13 protein-coding genes and 4 pseudogenes are annotated in these 15,421 nt (G+C 59.0%); 5 read left to right on the top strand and 12 right to left on the bottom strand.

Annotation, left to right across the window (positions count from 1 at the left end; translation table 11 throughout):
* Window positions 1–26 precede the first annotated feature (26 nt).
* Window positions 27–188: a hypothetical protein gene (locus NLM33_RS36380; protein WP_254103276.1), complete on the top strand. Its 162-nt coding sequence runs from the start codon at window positions 27–29 to the stop codon at window positions 186–188.
* On the top strand, window positions 143–613 hold the full coding sequence (locus NLM33_RS49845) for a S1/P1 nuclease (protein WP_371930030.1): 471 nt from the start codon (window positions 143–145) through the stop codon (window positions 611–613). The genes NLM33_RS36380 and NLM33_RS49845 overlap by 46 nt, the downstream gene beginning before the upstream one ends.
* A gap of 123 nt (window positions 614–736) precedes the next feature.
* Here the strand turns inward: NLM33_RS49845 and NLM33_RS36370 are convergent, their stop codons facing one another.
* The 9 genes and pseudogenes from NLM33_RS36370 to NLM33_RS36335 all read right to left on the bottom strand — a co-directional run bounded on the left by NLM33_RS36370 (window position 737) and on the right by NLM33_RS36335 (window position 6,915).
* A complete protein-coding gene (locus NLM33_RS36370) occupies window positions 737–1,084 on the bottom strand; it encodes a transcriptional regulator (protein ID WP_057844126.1) in 348 nt (115 codons plus the stop codon).
* A 3-nt stretch (window positions 1,085–1,087) separates the two neighbouring features.
* On the bottom strand, window positions 1,088–1,330 hold the full coding sequence (locus NLM33_RS36365) for a DUF6516 family protein (RefSeq protein ID WP_254103274.1): 243 nt from the start codon (window positions 1,328–1,330) through the stop codon (window positions 1,088–1,090).
* A gap of 378 nt (window positions 1,331–1,708) precedes the next feature.
* Window positions 1,709–2,215 (bottom strand): annotated as a pseudogene (locus NLM33_RS36360) (DnaB-like helicase C-terminal domain-containing protein); the annotation flags it as partial.
* Between the two features lie 491 nt (window positions 2,216–2,706).
* Window positions 2,707–2,836, bottom strand: a pseudogene (locus NLM33_RS36355) (segregation and condensation protein B); the annotation flags it as partial.
* A gap of 228 nt (window positions 2,837–3,064) precedes the next feature.
* Entirely contained in the window at window positions 3,065–3,640 is a 576-nt protein-coding gene (locus tag NLM33_RS49840) for a DUF6650 family protein (RefSeq protein WP_371930029.1), read from the bottom strand.
* Window positions 3,540–4,766: an ISAzo13 family transposase gene (locus NLM33_RS36350; protein ID WP_254103273.1), complete on the bottom strand. Its 1,227-nt coding sequence runs from the start codon at window positions 4,764–4,766 to the stop codon at window positions 3,540–3,542. The genes NLM33_RS49840 and NLM33_RS36350 overlap by 101 nt, the downstream gene beginning before the upstream one ends.
* 207 nt (window positions 4,767–4,973) lie before the next feature.
* Window positions 4,974–5,888 (bottom strand): nucleotidyl transferase AbiEii/AbiGii toxin family protein, encoded by a 915-nt coding sequence (locus tag NLM33_RS36345; protein ID WP_254103272.1) that lies wholly within the window; start codon window positions 5,886–5,888, stop codon window positions 4,974–4,976.
* Window positions 5,885–6,622 carry a type IV toxin-antitoxin system AbiEi family antitoxin domain-containing protein gene (locus NLM33_RS36340; RefSeq protein WP_254103271.1) on the bottom strand — a complete coding sequence of 246 codons (738 nt, stop codon included), beginning with the start codon at window positions 6,620–6,622 and terminating at the stop codon, window positions 5,885–5,887. The genes NLM33_RS36345 and NLM33_RS36340 overlap by 4 nt, the downstream gene beginning before the upstream one ends.
* Window positions 6,623–6,774: 152 nt before the next feature.
* The gene (locus NLM33_RS36335) at window positions 6,775–6,915 is read right to left on the bottom strand and encodes a hypothetical protein (RefSeq protein ID WP_254103270.1); all 141 of its coding nucleotides are present in this window, start codon (window positions 6,913–6,915) and stop codon (window positions 6,775–6,777) included.
* 159 nt (window positions 6,916–7,074) lie between these two features.
* Here NLM33_RS36335 and NLM33_RS36330 point away from each other — a divergent pair, with 159 nt between their 5' ends.
* A complete protein-coding gene (locus NLM33_RS36330) occupies window positions 7,075–8,529 on the top strand; it encodes an IS4 family transposase (protein ID WP_371930156.1) in 1,455 nt (484 codons plus the stop codon).
* Window positions 8,516–8,791 (top strand): DUF3892 domain-containing protein, encoded by a 276-nt coding sequence (locus tag NLM33_RS36325; protein ID WP_254103268.1) that lies wholly within the window; start codon window positions 8,516–8,518, stop codon window positions 8,789–8,791. Before NLM33_RS36330 ends, NLM33_RS36325 begins: the two co-directional genes overlap by 14 nt.
* A gap of 518 nt (window positions 8,792–9,309) precedes the next feature.
* Here the strand turns inward: NLM33_RS36325 and NLM33_RS36320 are convergent.
* Window positions 9,310–9,438, bottom strand: a pseudogene (locus NLM33_RS36320) (IS256 family transposase); the annotation flags it as partial.
* 24 nt (window positions 9,439–9,462) lie between these two features.
* Here NLM33_RS36320 and NLM33_RS36315 point away from each other — a divergent pair.
* A pseudogene (locus NLM33_RS36315) lies at window positions 9,463–9,615 on the top strand (IS5/IS1182 family transposase); the annotation flags it as partial.
* A gap of 57 nt (window positions 9,616–9,672) precedes the next feature.
* Here NLM33_RS36315 and NLM33_RS36310 read toward each other — a convergent pair.
* Together NLM33_RS36310 and NLM33_RS36305 are read right to left on the bottom strand one after the other, a co-directional pair.
* Entirely contained in the window at window positions 9,673–12,207 is a 2,535-nt protein-coding gene (locus NLM33_RS36310; RefSeq protein ID WP_254103267.1) for a Ulp1 family isopeptidase, read from the bottom strand.
* Between the two features lie 1,061 nt (window positions 12,208–13,268).
* Complete coding sequence (locus NLM33_RS36305; protein WP_305880499.1) at window positions 13,269–15,029, bottom strand: HrpF/NolX family T3SS translocon protein; 1,761 nt, start codon at window positions 15,027–15,029, stop codon at window positions 13,269–13,271.
* Between the last annotated feature and the right edge of the window lie 392 nt (window positions 15,030–15,421).

Genomic DNA, 15,421 nt, shown 5'->3' with positions numbered 1-15,421 from the left:
CTCACGACCAGAAGCGGGAGAGGCTCATGGCAAGCAGGACGGCGATACCGGCGAACCCGGTTCGGCGCAACCGGCTGTTCGGCATGCATCAGATGGACCTGTTCGCGGGTGGCATCACGCACAGCGCCGTTGGGGTTCCAGAGTGGCGGGAGTTGCCGAAGGAGGCGCGGGATGCGCTGGGCGCTTAAAGAATGAACTGCGTTGCACCGCCGGCGATCAACAGCTTCGAGCCCTCAAGTTCGCCGTTCACTTCGTCGGCGACATTCATCAGCCGTTTCACGCGATCTGGGAAAGCAGCGGCGGCAACGGGATTGCCATTAAGGTGATCCAGCTCAAGGGCAAGACCTGCACGGCGGACCACTGCTCGACGCCTCCCGACAATCTTCACAAGATGTGGGACACGACGCTGATACGCGCGATGGAGTACAATTGGCCGACTTTCGTCGATGATCTTGAGGCAGGCTGGCTGACCAGCGATGTCGCGAAGATTGACACGAAGGCAATCCGGTCATGTGGGCGGAGGATGCGCACAATGAAGCGATCGCCGGTAATATCTGGGTCGATGGTGATACGCTGGACCAAGCTTACTATGATCGGGCCACACCACTCTTAACACAACAACTTGGCTTCGCCGGCTTACGCTTGGCGCGGTACCTGAACGACGTCATCAGTTCCTCGCAGTGCCCTCCTATACATCTCACATGTGTGCTGGTGACAGTAGCGATAGGCAGCGACGTCACGCCGCCATCATGTCGAACTCGACATGCACGCGGTCATAGGGAAATTCCACGCCCCCACTTTCCGTTCGCTCCAAAATCCCTGCGCCCAGTAGCAGCGTCACGTCGGAGTGAACCCCCTTAAAGTCACGGTCGACCCGACGCGCAACTTCTCGGATCGTCAACGGGCCGGCTCCGGTCATAACGCGCACGATCTCCATACGCTTGGGCGCCAGCACCCGCCAAAGGTCGCTGACGCTCTCGAATGAAATTCGATCGTCCCCAGCCTTACGCTGCCCGTGCGCAGTCGCCAGGATGCGGCGCGTCAGGTCGCTTTGTGTCTCGACGCCCAAGATAACCGTCCGCATGCTCTATCTCCGTTTATTCACGTCGCGCCAAAAATCCGCCAGCAGCCGCTCCAGCCCACGAAACGTATAAGTGCTTTCCTTGCCATCCAGGTGGCGATGATCGCCCTTGCCTCGCTCATTGTCGTACCGCACGCGGCAGACGCCATTCACTACATAGGCGAGCCGGTATTTGTAGCTGTGCGGACTGCCCGAAACGGGCTCGGGAACTTCACACAACCAGCTCGGCAAAGCCGGGGCCGACGACAACCCGGGTTCGCGTGATCTTACGTGCTTTGACCATTGATGGAATATTTTACATCAACAAGACCTTGATGTCAATGAATACATCAATGCCTGACAATTCCGGAGGATTTGTTTGTTTTCCGCGAGGGGAAGTATCGCCCTCGTGGGTAGTCATACTGACTATCGCGCGTTATCCGCGCTTCCGCATCAGCGATCTCGAGCTCAACCTGCGAAAACGGCGTGGGGTCCGGAGTCTGATCAGAGCAATAGACTCTTGATTCTCCTCCTACCAGATTGGGGTCTGAGGCTGCCCCTCAATCCTAAGCCACACGTTCGCGCGGTAGCGATCAAGGACCATGGCGAAGACTTGCGATTGCGGGACCGAACCGTCATTTCTCCGATGGAGAGATCTGCAAATCGTGTGACCTCAGCTTGAAACGATGCGTTGACCGTACCGGTCGGACCGTGGCGCTGCTTGCCGATAATGATTTCGGCTTTGCCCCGCGCCGTATCGATCTCCGCTTCCCATTTGAAACGAGCATCGGTGCCGGGCACCGGCTCTCTGCCCTTTAGGTAGTATTCCTCGCGATACAAGAAGAGCACCACGTCCGCATCCTGTTCGATCGATCCAGACTCGCGCAGATCTGACAATTGCGGCCGCCGTTCATCTCTGTTGTCGACGTTGCGGGACAACTGCGACAACGCAATATCCGGCACGTTCAACTCTTTCGCGAGCGCTTTGAGACCGGTCGTAATCTCGCTTACCTCCTGCACCCTGTTTTGCGAGGCACGAGAGGTCGTGCTGTGCATAAGCTGAATGTAATCGACGACGATCAGATCAAGTCCGCGCGGTCGCTTCAGGCCGCGGGCCCGGGCGGCCAGTTGGTTGATAGAGAGAGCGCCGGTCTGATACCTCCCGCTTCATCGACGAGAGTACTGCCAATCATCGGCGTTCCCCTCCTCTCAATCACCATTGATTGACGCTCAAGACTCTCAGAGAGGAAACGAGCTTGCGAGTCCAGGATCAACTCTTTTTCATCGCGTCTGAAAACTCATTTTCTAGATTCGCGACAAACGGTTTGTTTGTTGCGGCGCGCTTTAAAACTCTCGCCCATACAGACGTTCGCGAAACGACGACTCAAAAAGCACCGGTAGTTATTTCTTTCGCGGAACTGGCGTCGCGAGACAATTTTCTCCTACAGAAAGACTCACGCACGTTCATTTCAAGCGCGACGTTAGAAACAGTGACGGCGCCACGGATGTTGTCCCGGGGCCGTCTATATCCAGCTGCTGTCCTCTCCGGATCGGGTCGCTTCAACATCTCCGCGCCGCGCCGTTTCTCGAAAGCGTAGCGCCGCTCAGACGGAGGTCCGATTCGTCGACTGCTCCAAGCCACTTGTGTCGATGATCAGATCGAGATCTGCAGTCGCGAGCGACGACGCGCGTCGGGATCGCTCGCGTCACTGGCTCGGGCGAGTCGAAGATCACGGCCTCGACCTGACCCATCCATTCGCGCCAGCGCAACTCCACCGGCGGGTCTGCGAACTCGGTGTCGAGATCCTCTTACGGTCGCGCCCGCCGTCCCATGTCAGAGCCCGTACAATCGGAAAGTCGGCCGGCCGGTCGACCGAAGTACAGGACCGGATGCGAACCGCCCTGACCGGCGCAATCGACACCTTCTTTTCAACTCGAAAGATCGCGGGAGCTGACAGAGTGACGCTCAAGACGCGCTCGTCCTCGATACCAGTCTGGCCTTCCTTACGATTCGTCCGTCGATGGGAGGACCGACGCGAGATCTGGCTCGACATCGAGGCCATACTGGTGTGCGAGGGCCGCGATGTGCGTTCCGAACGTCGCCCGCAGCTCACCTAATGCGACGAAGAAGGACGGACTCCCCTCTTCATCGTCTGCATGCCTCGCGCCGAGCCATCGCGTCAGGTTGCGAAAATCGGGCGTGGGCTCCTCAAGGAAGCGGCGACACGCTGTGCGCATCGCGCGAGTGGAACCTGCCGCACGCGACGTCTCGGGCAGAGCCTGCAGAACCTTCGTCAAGATTTTTCGCATCTCGAGCACAGAGGACGTGACCTGGGAGACAACCTCCAGGTGATAGGGAACAAACAGGACGCGCCGATCCTCCATAGCGGTGAGGAGCCCTCTGACAATCTCACGCTCGTCAGCGGGAGGCGTCCATTGCACGCCGAAGAAAGGGAGTGAGAACCCGCTTAGGGCTTGTTCAGGAACTATCGCTGCGAACTGAGGTTTGCGGCCTTGTGGTGTAGTTCCAGTCGCCGTGGAATTTATGGCGGAGGATGTTGATGGCGTCCATTTCGTCATCAGTGACTTTGATGCCTGCCGGATAGGTGTTGGGGTCGATCTCGGATTGCACCTTTAGGCCTGTATCGGTGGTCGTGGCGGCGATCAGTTGGACGATGGTTTGGTGGCTGACGAGTGGCTTGCCGCGCCAATTCTGTGTGATGAACGAGAACAGGCGATGCTCGATCTTGTTCCATTTGCTGGTGCCGGGCGGCAGATGGCAGACCGTGACGGCAATGCCGAGTTCATTGGCCAGGTTTTGCAGCTCGCGCTTCCAAAGGCGGACGCGGGCACCGTTGCTGCCGCCGCAATCGGCGGTGATCAGAAGTTTTGTCGCGTGCGGATAGCGCGCGCGCCCCATCGTCTGCCACCAGCGGCGAATGGAGTTGACCGCGAAGCCTGCCGTGTCTTTGTCGATGCCGACACTCACCCAGCCGGCATTGTCGGCAATGTCATAGACGCCGTAGGGCGCCGCCCGACCAAGCTCCGGGATGATGAAGTCGTGCACACGCACCGGCTCGGGCTGACCCTTCGGACGGTACTCGCGGCCGCCATTCTTGAAATCGCCGACCAGCTCCTTCTTGGTATCGACCGAGATCGCCGGCTCCCGCGCGGCCAGCGCTTGCTTCACCTTTCTATTGATGTACCCAAACTGGGCATTGCGGTCGGGATGGTTCGTCCCCTCGCGGGTCTTGCGGTTGGCTTGAAGGCTGTACCCCAGATCGCGCAAAAGATCGGCCACCACATTGTGACCAATACGATGGCCAAGCTCACGAAGCCCGGCGGCCAGGTTGCGCAGGCTCTTGGCGGTCCACAGCAGCGGCGCCGTCGGATCGCCGCGCGTCGTCGGTTCTACCAAGTCTTTGAGATCGGTGAGCAGCGTTGGATCCGTGACGACCAGAGGCCTGCGTCCGCCACCCTTCCGGCGCACCCGATCGGGCGCCGCGTCGGGCTCTGCCTCGCCGCGCAACTCCGCTAGTCCGCGGTCGATCGTACTGCGCGCTATGCCCGTGATCCGCGCGACCGCCGTGACCCCGCCACGCCCAGCGGCCAACGCCTCAGCGGCCGCAAACCGACGTCGCCCGCGCTCATCCAGCACCGGGTCGAGCGCTGCATAGCGCAATTTGATCGCCGCATCGTCAATCACCGTGCGATTCTATATAAGCTGCGAGTCACCGTGGGAATCCCCCGAACGGAAAAATCCGATCCGGTAAATGATCAACGGGTTCTAAGTCGATGCACCAGTGAATTCGCTGCAATCCGGCCCTTCTTGGTGATATCGCGAGGTCTGCCCATGTTCTCCCCTTAGGTCTCGGTCAATTTGACCGACCAAGCTATTGGTCAAGTCCAAAACTTATTCCAATAGTCGCGCGAGCACGTCTGACTGCTCGGCGAATTTTTGGGTATTGGCCTTCCGCAATCGCTCGAGGTTTTGCAGCTTCCACCGGACGCCCGGGAGTTGCTCCAGATGCGGGATGCCCAGCAGGTTCCATTCTGGCTCAGCAGCGACCAATGACAACAGGAACCGGCGCTCATCCGCCGTCAGCTCCTGCTGGAGTTCGTGCGCCATTCGCTCGCGCGCGGCCAGGAGCGCGCCGAGCTCGACGGGCTCGGCGGTCATGCCGATGAAATTGTGCTCAAACTCCTGGCGGATGTCGCGCATGGACGGAAACAGCACCTCATGCACAGGCCGGTTATGGCTCGCGAGGTAAACGACGAAGGCACGGCGGATGGCGGCCGTGATCCCCTCGTGGGCGAAGAGCTGCATGACGTCGAACAGATCGCGGGGATGCTGGCGGTCCATCGCAGCGACGAGCTTGCCGCCATACACGTCCTCGAGCGAAACGACCGGGATTTCGAGATCCGCCTGCAGCGTGTCACGTGCATTCTGCGTCAGCGACGCCACGCGCACCGCGTTGACGGTGCCGCGCATAACGAAATTGGCCTCAATCTTGACCTCGATGGCCCCCTGTCGCACCAGCAGCTTGATCTCGCCTACATCTGTCGAAGCGGGCGCGTGGGTTCGAAAGCCGCGCTTGTTCAGGCGTGCAACGGATTGGCGAATGGCTTCGTTGATGCGCTTGAGCGCCTCGTCGCGCGGCAGCGTGTGATCGGGAAAGACCAGGTCGAGATCGACCGAGAGCCGCGGCATGTCGCGAACGAAGAGGTTGATCGCTGTGCCGCCCTTGAGCGCGAAGGTGTCATCGACGAGCACCAGCGGCGCGACTCGCGTCAGCAATCGGGCGCTGTCGAGATAGGTCTGATTCACGGCTTGAGCACCAGAAGCCCGTCAGCCGAGCGCGACACCCATCGCCGATCGCTGCCCTTAGGCAACTGGGATGGATCGAGCTTACCCATCCACGGCAGGGAAAGCTCGTGTCCGAGCTGCAGGCAGAGGCGCACGGTCTTGACGCTGGCGCATCTCTTGAGCAGGTCGCCGAGCACGTCGGCGCGCAAGCTGTAGCTGCTCTCAACCAGTTCGCGCGCTTCTTGCAGCGGCTGACGAACACCAACTTCGCTCAGAACCTCCAGTAGTGCGCGCTCCGGTGCCGAGACGAATGGTGCGCCTTTGCGGTTCTCGAAGGGCCGGACCTGCAGGAGCGCGTCGGGGCGCTCCTCGAACAGCCGCTTGCGGTGATACTCGGCTGGAAAGCGCTGGGTGAACCACTCGGGGAGACGCCCCGCCTTCCAGCCATAGAGATGAAGGACGGGTTGCTGGGCCACGTAATGGCGGATGCCATGCCAGTCAAGCGCAGACTTGCCGCCGACATGCAGGCCTTCAAAGCTTCGCTGCAGCAACGCCAGGCTCGGATGCAATGCGGGCGGATCGTTGGGGCGACAATAGACCCCACGCGCCAGCCGTTCCAACCAGCCCGCCCGGACATAATGGACGGCCAGATCCGCCGATATCCCAAGTGCGGCGAGGTCCTCGGAGATCAGCGGCGTCCCCGGTGCGAGATGGGAATAGAGCCGGTTTAGCTTATCTCTTTGAGTCGTAGCCATACTACGATATTAGGAACAATTCCAAAAATCGGCAAGTTTAGATTCGAATCGTGGATCGTAGCTAAATTACGATAATCTATCCTTTTCTAAACAGTGAGCCTGCCTGGGGTGCGGAACTGGAAGCAGACATCGTCAGGCGCTCGATCAGATAATCAGGCCAAGCGGTCCAAATGCGTGAGCGCCGAGATTAGGGGAGCACCTATCCAGAAATCCTCCCGCGAAGGGATCGAGCCGCCCTTGCGATCGAGGATGACCTTCTTGCCGAAAAACTGGGACAGCTCGCCGCGGGCCATGCGATTGATTTGTAAGCGCTCCTTTCTACTTTCAATTACCCACAGTTGACGGCCGATTTAGACGACGCTCCCGGGACAAAATCTTGAATCGGCAGAATCTGTTGTGATTCCTTGTTGAGCACTTGATTCGGAAGCGCGGGGTGCTCGATGGGCTTGGTAATGAAGGAGCGCGCGAAGGCGCGTGCTCCGCGATCGAGGACCGGTATCGAGACGTGGGTTGATCGGGAAGTTGCGGGATGCGAGTTTAAGGATGAGCGGCTTGGCCGCCGGTTCGGCAAACTGCTCGCACAAATCGGGAGCGACATGGGTCAGAGCATCCCGCTGGTTTGTCAGGATTGGGCCAACACCAAGGCCGCCTATCGCTTCTTGTCCAACGAGCGGGTCAACGAGGCGGATATTCTTTGCGGTCATTTCGAGGCGACGCGCGGTCGCGTGACGACGACGGAGGGGCCGATCCTTGTGCTCCATGACACGACGGAATTCAGCTTCAAGCGCGACAGGCCGGAACTGATTGGCTTTAGGGGCTTGACCGGCCTTGGAACACCAGAGGAGGTCCTACAGCGGTGCGTACACAGTGCGGCATCCTTGATGCATTCGAGCCTCGCCGTGACGACCGAGGGGCTACCGCTCGGACTGACGGCAATCAAGTTCTGGACACGCAAGAAGTTCAAGGGGACGACGGCGCTGAAGCGAAAGATCAATCCGACACGTGTTCCGATCGAGCAGAAGGAGAGCATCCGCTGGCTGGAGAATTTACGGCAATCGACCGACCTTCTCGCGGCCCCTGGACGATGTGTTCATATCGGTGATCGCGAGAGCGACATCTATGAGCTGTTTTGCCTCGCCGAGGAGGTTGGAACGCATTTCCTGGTGCGAACCTGTGTTGATCGGCTTGCCGGAGACGGCAATCATACAATCGCCGACGAAATGGACGAGGTTACGGTCAAAGGCCTACATCGGATCGAGGTCAAGGACGACAAAGGCGATCCGGATGAAGCGCTTCTCGAAATTCGTTTCCGCAAGCTTCGAATTCTGCCGCCGATCGGCAAGCAGAAGAAATATCCCGCACTCACTCTAACCGTGATCCATGCTCAAGAGCGGGGAACGCCGAAGCGGCGAAAGAAGATCGAGTGGAAGCTCCTCACTGATCTCCCGGTCCAATCGCGCAAGGACGCTATTGAGAAGCTCGGATGGTACGCGTTGAGGTGGAAGATCGAAGTCTTCCATAAGATCCTCAAATCGGGCTGCAAGGCGGAGGAGTCGAAATTGCGAACCGCTGAGCGTCTGGTCAATCTGATCGCGGTATTTTGCATTGTGAGTTGGCGTGTCTTCTGGATGACGATGCTCAATCGTTCCTCGCCGAATACCCTACCGCAGACGGCGCTGACAGATCCCGAAATCAGGCTTCTTGATCACTTGGTGAAAGACAGAGGTGGCGATCGCTCTCGACGAAGCACGCTCTCGCGTTATGTCGTCAAGATCGCGCAGCTTGGAGGGTACTTAGCGCGTGCAAGCGATCCGCCTCCAGGAAATACCGTGATCTGGCGCGGGCTATCGCGGTTAACCGACATCGAGCTGGGCGCCACGATCGGACCCAAAATTGTGGGTAATTGAAAGGGCGACACGCCGCTTACGAAAGAACCCTCACGAAAGAATCACACATGTTGGGGGAGTAAACCCCAACGGGACGCAGTGGAAGCGATCCATCGATCAGGCTATCAAAGATATCGAGAGCGACGAATGGAAGTTCTATGTCGAAGAAAACGGCCGCAGGGTTGATGTCGTGTGGGCCACGCACGAGGGACACAGGTACATCAAGACAGCGGCGGACGACATTCAACCCAACAATCTTCTTCTGCTCGCTAACTGTCCGTGACATCGCGTCAGCTCAGCTAATCGCGCCTGGGAGCAGTCATTCAAAAGAAAGCCGGCCTCCTCGAAGTACGGGCAAGCATTCTTAAAACGGAGGCTGCTTACGTCGCTTTGCGGCGCAGCCTTTATGTTCACTTCGACGCGGCCGCGCTCGCCGCGGATGCGGTGCAAGCGGTCAGGCAAGTGATGGGCTGCACGGCGGAGAGTGCGCCCCCACGGGGATGATTATACCCTTCCTGACCCATGCGTCGAACGCGGCCTCGGAGCAGCCGCAGTAGGTTGCTGCGTCGGGCTGTGTAAGACCACGTGGGTCGATCTGGTTGGTGCATTTTATCCGCCCCGAACGCCTGCGTTCGCCAGCGAAGCTTTGTCCCGTTGGTAATTTCGGTTTGTTCCAGCCACCAGTAGAAAGTTAGCGGCGACGTTAGTCGGCACCCAATTTGTCGTGCGCATGGGATCGTGTCCCACGGCGTGGTGTAGCTGGCGGCGGGTCACCGCGTTCGCCGGCGTGAGCCGAGCTGGTCAGCTGGCGATTGCCTGTAGGCTGACGGTCGGATCATCGCTCAACGGCGTGATGGTTTCCAGCCTCATGTAGCGGGCGCGCTGGACAGCCCACTCATCGTTCTGCTCGAGCAGGATCGCGCCGATGAGCCAGATCAAATATGATCTGAGGCCTACAGGCATCGCAACCTCGTCGAGCGCTGTGTCAATCGCATCAAACAGTTCCGTCGCGTCTCTACCCGCTACGAAAAGACTGCCAGAGCTTACCTATCGATGCTAAGCATCGCCGCAGCGATGCTCTGGATTAGAACCGTCAACACGACCTAGAATCAAGTGGAAGTGTTTTCGCAAAACAACTTTCCCTGATTCGCTGCCCCGATGCGCTTAAACTTCGTGAGATATACGGGTTAGCAGCGCTTGCCGATCGACGACGAGATTGTCGAGGTTCCGCAGGTCTGCTTGCCGTGTTCCCGCCAATCGCCCAACCAGCGTCCGCGTGCCATCCACTACGAAGACGCCGCAATCATAATCGTTCCTCTGCTGACGCATGCTGGCGTCTTGCAGGTTGGCACCCAGCCGTGCTGCCAGCCATGCGGCAGGTTGATCATTGTGCCCCCCGGAGGAGTCGTAGTGATAGGCAACCGGGCCTTCGCGATCGCGACGGTCAACCAGCAGCAGCGACCAATGGGTGCCCCGGCGATTAAGGTCCGTAGCGCTGGCATCGTTCACCGGCAAGAACAGGAAGTCAGCAGAATCATTACCGTTACGATCAACGACAATGCGATGGAATGCGGCTAGCGCGTCGCTGTCGACGGCGTGGCCCAGCTGAAAGGCTATCAGGGGATCCACGAGCCGCGTGCGAGCAGCGAGATTCGGATTGTCTCTCTGCAACTCCTGCTCCAGCAGCCTGTAATCCATCAGGATATGCTGGTCGCGCAGCCATTGCCTGGGACCGAGCACGAGCGAGCCTACCGAAGCGCGTATGTGGGCATCCGAAGCCGAGGATTGGCGAGGATGATGGACGAAGTAAGCATCGCGGCGCCCTTGTCCCAACTCGATCGAGTAGGTCTCACCGTTGATAGAGACCGACTTTGGAACGCTGTGCGAACTAGGCATGAGCATTTTGTTATCGAGTACATCGATCAGGAGGTCTGACACCGGCTGAGATCCGTGCTGCCAATCCTCGCCGACGAGATAACCGATATCTTCTAGCAACTCAGATGCGCGTGATGGCCCCATCATGAACGGCGATCTGGCGGCGCGGTTCGGCTCCGGCGGATAATACGCATCGTCCGGCGTCTCGTGCGCTGTGGACGGCAAATCAACCAGAGAGTCAAGACCGCCGTATATTTCTGATGACCGGGCTGATGGACCTTCCGGACTTGGCCACATACTCGCATCAAAGTCGGACGGCACTCGCGGTGACCAGGCTGAGCTCGACCCGGCACTTTCCTGCCGACCGGCCTGTCCTGACGAACCTTCCCGCGTTGGCCACTCACTGGCCTCAAAGTCGGATCGCAATCGTGGCGACCAGATTGAACTCGTCCCGGCAGGCGGCGGCTCCCCACCTGTCTGCTCAGGAGACAACCCGAGCGCCGCGTTCGCCTCGACGACTTGTAGGTACTGCCCAAGCCTATCGAGGCTCACTGAGCATTGTCCGACTGCTTCGACGAAGTCCCGGTAGTCTACTTTCAACGACCATTTCTGCACATCGCTGCCGTTGACTCGGCTTACTATGCTTTCCCGACCGCCTTGGCGGAGCCAATCACTAAATTTGCGTTGCTTGCTGGCAATTTTCAGGGCGTTATCTCTCTGTCTAGTCGAATCCATTCCGAGCTTGGTTAGCTCTTGGTGAGCCAGGCCCTCGATAAGGCGAGCGTCGTCTGGATAAGGATCAAAAGGGGCCGATTTCGATGCGGACTCGGCGCCTAGGTACTGCCGAAGCTGATCCAGACGCAGGACGGGTTTTCCCTCGGTCTTGGCAAAGTCCTTCACGTCTAGTTTCAACGACTGTCGCTGCTGATCGCTGCCAATGAGACGGCTCACTATGCTCCCCCTATCTCCCGCTTTGAGCCAATCACTGAACCTGCGTCGCCCGCTGGCAGTATCCACGGCACGTCTTCTCTGGGCGGGCAAGTCGGATTCGAGTTTGCTCAGCTCTTCCTTGACCACGGCATCGATGATGCGGGCGTCGTCCGCATACGGATTCAGTTTTTGGACCCCGGGGCCCAGGCCTCGGTACTTCCGAATCTGATCGAGACTGACGGTCTGTCTTGTGGCTTTGTAGAAGTCTGTTTGATCTGCTCTCAACGACAGTTGCTGCTGTTCAGTTCCGCTGATTCGGCTCACTATGCTGCCCCTAGCCTCCCTTTGGAGCCAATCACTAAACCTACGTTGCTTGGTGGCCATCGTTGAGACGCGGCTTTTTTGCTCTGGAGTCGGGTCGGGTCCAGCGTTGCTCAGAGCTTCATTGACAACGGCATCGATAATGCGGGTGTCGTCGGGATAAGGATGATTTTTGAAGCGTCCCATCAGGCGGGGCCCGGGGCCGACGGCGTGGAGTTCCTGCCCATCAGGCGAGAGTCTCCGCAGATGAGACAGTGCCGACTTGAGACGCTCACGATGGTCGCCCCCGCTTGCCCTGTAATCCTCGATATCAGCGGCTAATGACTCTGGATCGTTAAACAGCCGAGAAGCCATCGGATCCCTGTTCTGTGCTCGAAGCCAACGAGCAAACGCGGTAAGAACGCCCTGATTGTCCGTGAGGGTGGGCTCGGGAACCCTTCCGTCCCCTCTGCCGAGGCTACCGTCAGGTAGAATTTCGTACCCTCGGACTGCTTCCGCGAACTGCCCAATGCAGCGCTCGTCTTCCGGATGCATGTCCTCGCCGGCGGAGCGACCACGCTTGACGAAATCCATCCGAAGCTCTGAAGACATCGCGTCGGGGCCCGAGCCGCCGGAGAACTTTTCGCGACGGCTCCCCCCGAAGGCCTTGCCGAGCCCCGACTTAACACGCGACCACAGCCCTCCACTCCTCTTATCCCTCGTCCGCGCGACAACCTCCGGTTCCGACGGTGCCGTATAGCGCGTGCTGTTGAATAGCCTCTCACGCAGATCAGAGCGCGATCCCTCCACAGCCGAACCACGAAGGTGAGCTCGCGGCAGGTCTACGCTGTGGCGCGTCCTGCTGAATCCGTTGTCCTGCAAGTTGGATCGGGACGGCGTCCGTATCGAACCACCGTCGACAGTACGCTGGATACTTCCATGCCCCTCCGCGGCTCGAGTGTCGGGTGAACTCAGCTCAGCGGAGCTCTCCTCACATGCGCGGAGTTGCAGCTTGCTCAACTGCTGCTCAAAGCCAGCTTGATCCACAGACAAATTGTCCGACTCTTGCCGCGCACGCTGCAGCTCATGCTGCTCAGCGTACCAACGCATCCAATGATTCCGATCGTTATAGCTCGGTTCCACACCACTCTCCCTAGGTGAGGTTAATCGGTTAATCTTCATAGCCGCCGAGAGCTAAACTCGGGTGCACTGACCGCAACGACGCCAGCTTCAGAAAGCCGATCGCCGAGGTCGGCAGCCAGAACTTGAGGACAGTCGTCGAGCGCACGCTCCAAGCTCGTGCATTGCTCACACCGCCCAGCCTTAGCTGCCGCAGAAGAACTCCCTGGCCCTCCTTAGCACTAGGTGGCCGATGCGCCAGAAGTGCGGCCATGCGACGAGCCCCATCACAAGAGGCCTGGATCCATGCTGTGGTTTTGCACTCACGACAACCCGGAGGCTGCGAAAGAGGCATTCGCTCTATCGGAAGGCAACAGTGTTGGCACCCTTCTGCTCGAAAACACGACATGAGGTACATCGGACTGAAGTTGGGATCGCCCGAATACAAGATGCCAGAATTCCACGTTGAGACCGCCTAGGTGCGCCCGTCAGGCCACCTTCTGCGACGATGCCGTCGTGCCAACCTGACTCGGAGCCTATGCGGCTTGCATGGGACTGGCCTCGAGGCGCTCCTTCAGGTTATTCAAATAGTCCTCCGCATGGGATTGCGCCTGCGAAACCGCCAAGTCGACCCCGGCATTCGCGGCCCTTTCAATGAGTTCTTTCGCTAGCCCCTCGCGCATCGCGAGTTTGACCTCGGGCCCGGAGATACAGCCAATTGCCTGCGCCGCAACACTGAGGCCGAACTCTTCCAGCGCATGGTCCATATTGCCCCCGCTAATGGCGGTGTGGAGAAGAGTCGTCGTTGCTGACTCGAATTCGAGGGCCATTGATGCAAGATCGGCCAATTGGCCCAGGCCCGGAATGAAGCCAAGCGCGCCAACCGCTGTGGCGGCCCAGTCAGTCGCCTTCGCTTCGACATTGAGCACGCCGTCGAGTATGGGCTTCGCGTCGTCGAGTGCGTGCTTGAGCGCCCCGCCATTCTTCTTCACAGACTTGATATCGGGCTGGTCGGCCACGCCCATCATCATGTCCGCGACCGCGGACTGCTCGGCCTCGGTTTTGGGAACATGGGTTTTCGTCTGCTGAACGGTGCGGTTCGCAGCCGACATGTTGCTGTAGAAGTTCGTGAAGTCGTTGTTGCTGATGTTACCGGAATCGACCCTATGTCCGCCACCGAAGTCGAAGAACTTGTGATGGGTCTTGTAGCCCGTAATCGAATTGTTCAGCAGTGCGAACAATAGCGGATCCGAGAGCAGCTGCGAGGCCGCTTGCCGTACCTTCGGATCAAGACTCTTGTCCTCGGCCATGCTCGCCAGCTTGTCCCGGGTCAGCACGCCGCCTCCAAAGAAGGCGCCCTGATTCTTGTTGATCGTGTCGAGCGTGTTCAGCTCGGTTTGCGTGAGGCCCATCGACGATGAAGCGACTTGAAGGAAATCCTCTTTGTGGACCTGATCAATCGCACCACCGTACAGCTGCTTCCAGGCATCCGGGTGGTCGAGGAAGTATTGAGCCGCCGCGATCACCTGCGGCGGGGTCTTGCCAGTTTGGGCGTTGCCGTCGACGATCTGTTGGAAATCAGCCAGGCTCAGATTCTTGGGCAGGTAGTCGGAATACCGGTAAAGCTCGCGCATTGCGTCGTTCACGGTCATGACTGACGGTTGGCCATTTCCGGTACCATCGGAGGGGATGTAGTTCTGCTCGTAGCTGTGCGCCTGCTGCTCCTGGAATGCGGCAACTTGCGGATGATTGCTGCAGAAGCTGGACAAACGATCGGCAACTCTATAGGACCTCCAGTCGGATGTCCCTCCGAGCGCAGCGAAGAGCTTGCGGTCCTGGTGCAATCCTTGGATTGCGGCTTTCAGATCCGGCGGCACTGATGGATCGAAGTCGGTGGGCGTGATGTGTCCCCACCAGAGGGGCAACTGATCCTTGTGGCGGTTCAGCACTGCCACGATCTGCAACTCGGCATTGGTCAGCGTGCCGTCAATCCACGTGACGTTCGACATTTCCGGCGCGGGAGCGCCCTCCTCCGCGGCCTTAACCGCCGCCTTCACATTCGCCGGCAGCAGATCCAAGGGATCCTCCGGCACAGGTAGCTTTGGGTTCAGCAGCTCCGGTGGCGGGGACGGCAGCTCGGATTTGGCTTCCCGCGCGCAACTGGACAACATGGCCTCGAAGGGGTCGCCTTGCTCACCGGGCGGCTGCACGGAAGGACCCACGGCCGTGGTTTCCGGACCAAGCACGAACAGAGCTGGAACCGCACTGGCGGATGACAAAGAGGTGTTGAGCTGCATAGCATTATCCTCGGATGTGAGGGTGGAGGTCGTTTGAGGAAGCCCGAGTCCAACCTATCGGTCAGAAGGATGCCGAACTTTTGGGTTACGTCGACCTTTGAGTGACTGTTCATTTCGTAAGGCGCTCACTCAACTGCCTTGCAATCCAAAGTTCGAAATTGCGCTTTGCTGGGTCAGGCCCGGCGTCTGCGCAGAAGGTCCCAGAGCCAACGTGGCCCCGGGGGTAAACGCCGGCTGAGGCTGATTTCCGCTGCTGGCTGGCGAAAGGTTGCTGAACGACATAGTGCATCCCCGGATGTGACATTGATGACCGTCACAAGTTCACCTTGTGGCGCCGCCGTGTTCACGACGAACAACACGCAAGACCTGATGGAAATGTTGATCGGGACCTG

Source organism: Bradyrhizobium sp. CCGUVB1N3 (assembly GCF_024199925.1).
Lineage (GTDB): Bacteria > Pseudomonadota > Alphaproteobacteria > Rhizobiales > Xanthobacteraceae > Bradyrhizobium.
The sequence above is the reverse complement of the archived record's forward strand: the minus strand, read 5'-3'. Positions and strand labels throughout refer to the sequence as shown.

What these genes read in the sequence shown, in the direction of transcription:
- NLM33_RS36380 (WP_254103276.1), top strand. Translation starts at nt 27, where the DNA reads ATGGCAAGCAGGACGGCGATACCGGCGAACCCGGTTCGGCGCAACCGG.
- NLM33_RS36370 (WP_057844126.1), bottom strand. Translation starts at nt 1,084, where the DNA reads ATGCGGACGGTTATCTTGGGCGTCGAGACACAAAGCGACCTGACGCGC.
- NLM33_RS49840 (WP_371930029.1), bottom strand. Translation starts at nt 3,640, where the DNA reads ATGACGAAATGGACGCCATCAACATCCTCCGCCATAAATTCCACGGCG.
- NLM33_RS36340 (WP_254103271.1), bottom strand. Translation starts at nt 6,622, where the DNA reads ATGGCTACGACTCAAAGAGATAAGCTAAACCGGCTCTATTCCCATCTC.
- NLM33_RS36335 (WP_254103270.1), bottom strand. Translation starts at nt 6,915, where the DNA reads ATGGCCCGCGGCGAGCTGTCCCAGTTTTTCGGCAAGAAGGTCATCCTC.
- NLM33_RS36330 (WP_371930156.1), top strand. Translation starts at nt 7,075, where the DNA reads ATGAAGGAGCGCGCGAAGGCGCGTGCTCCGCGATCGAGGACCGGTATC.
- NLM33_RS36310 (WP_254103267.1), bottom strand. Translation starts at nt 12,207, where the DNA reads ATGGATTTCGTCAAGCGTGGTCGCTCCGCCGGCGAGGACATGCATCCG.
- NLM33_RS36305 (WP_305880499.1), bottom strand. Translation starts at nt 15,029, where the DNA reads ATGCAGCTCAACACCTCTTTGTCATCCGCCAGTGCGGTTCCAGCTCTG.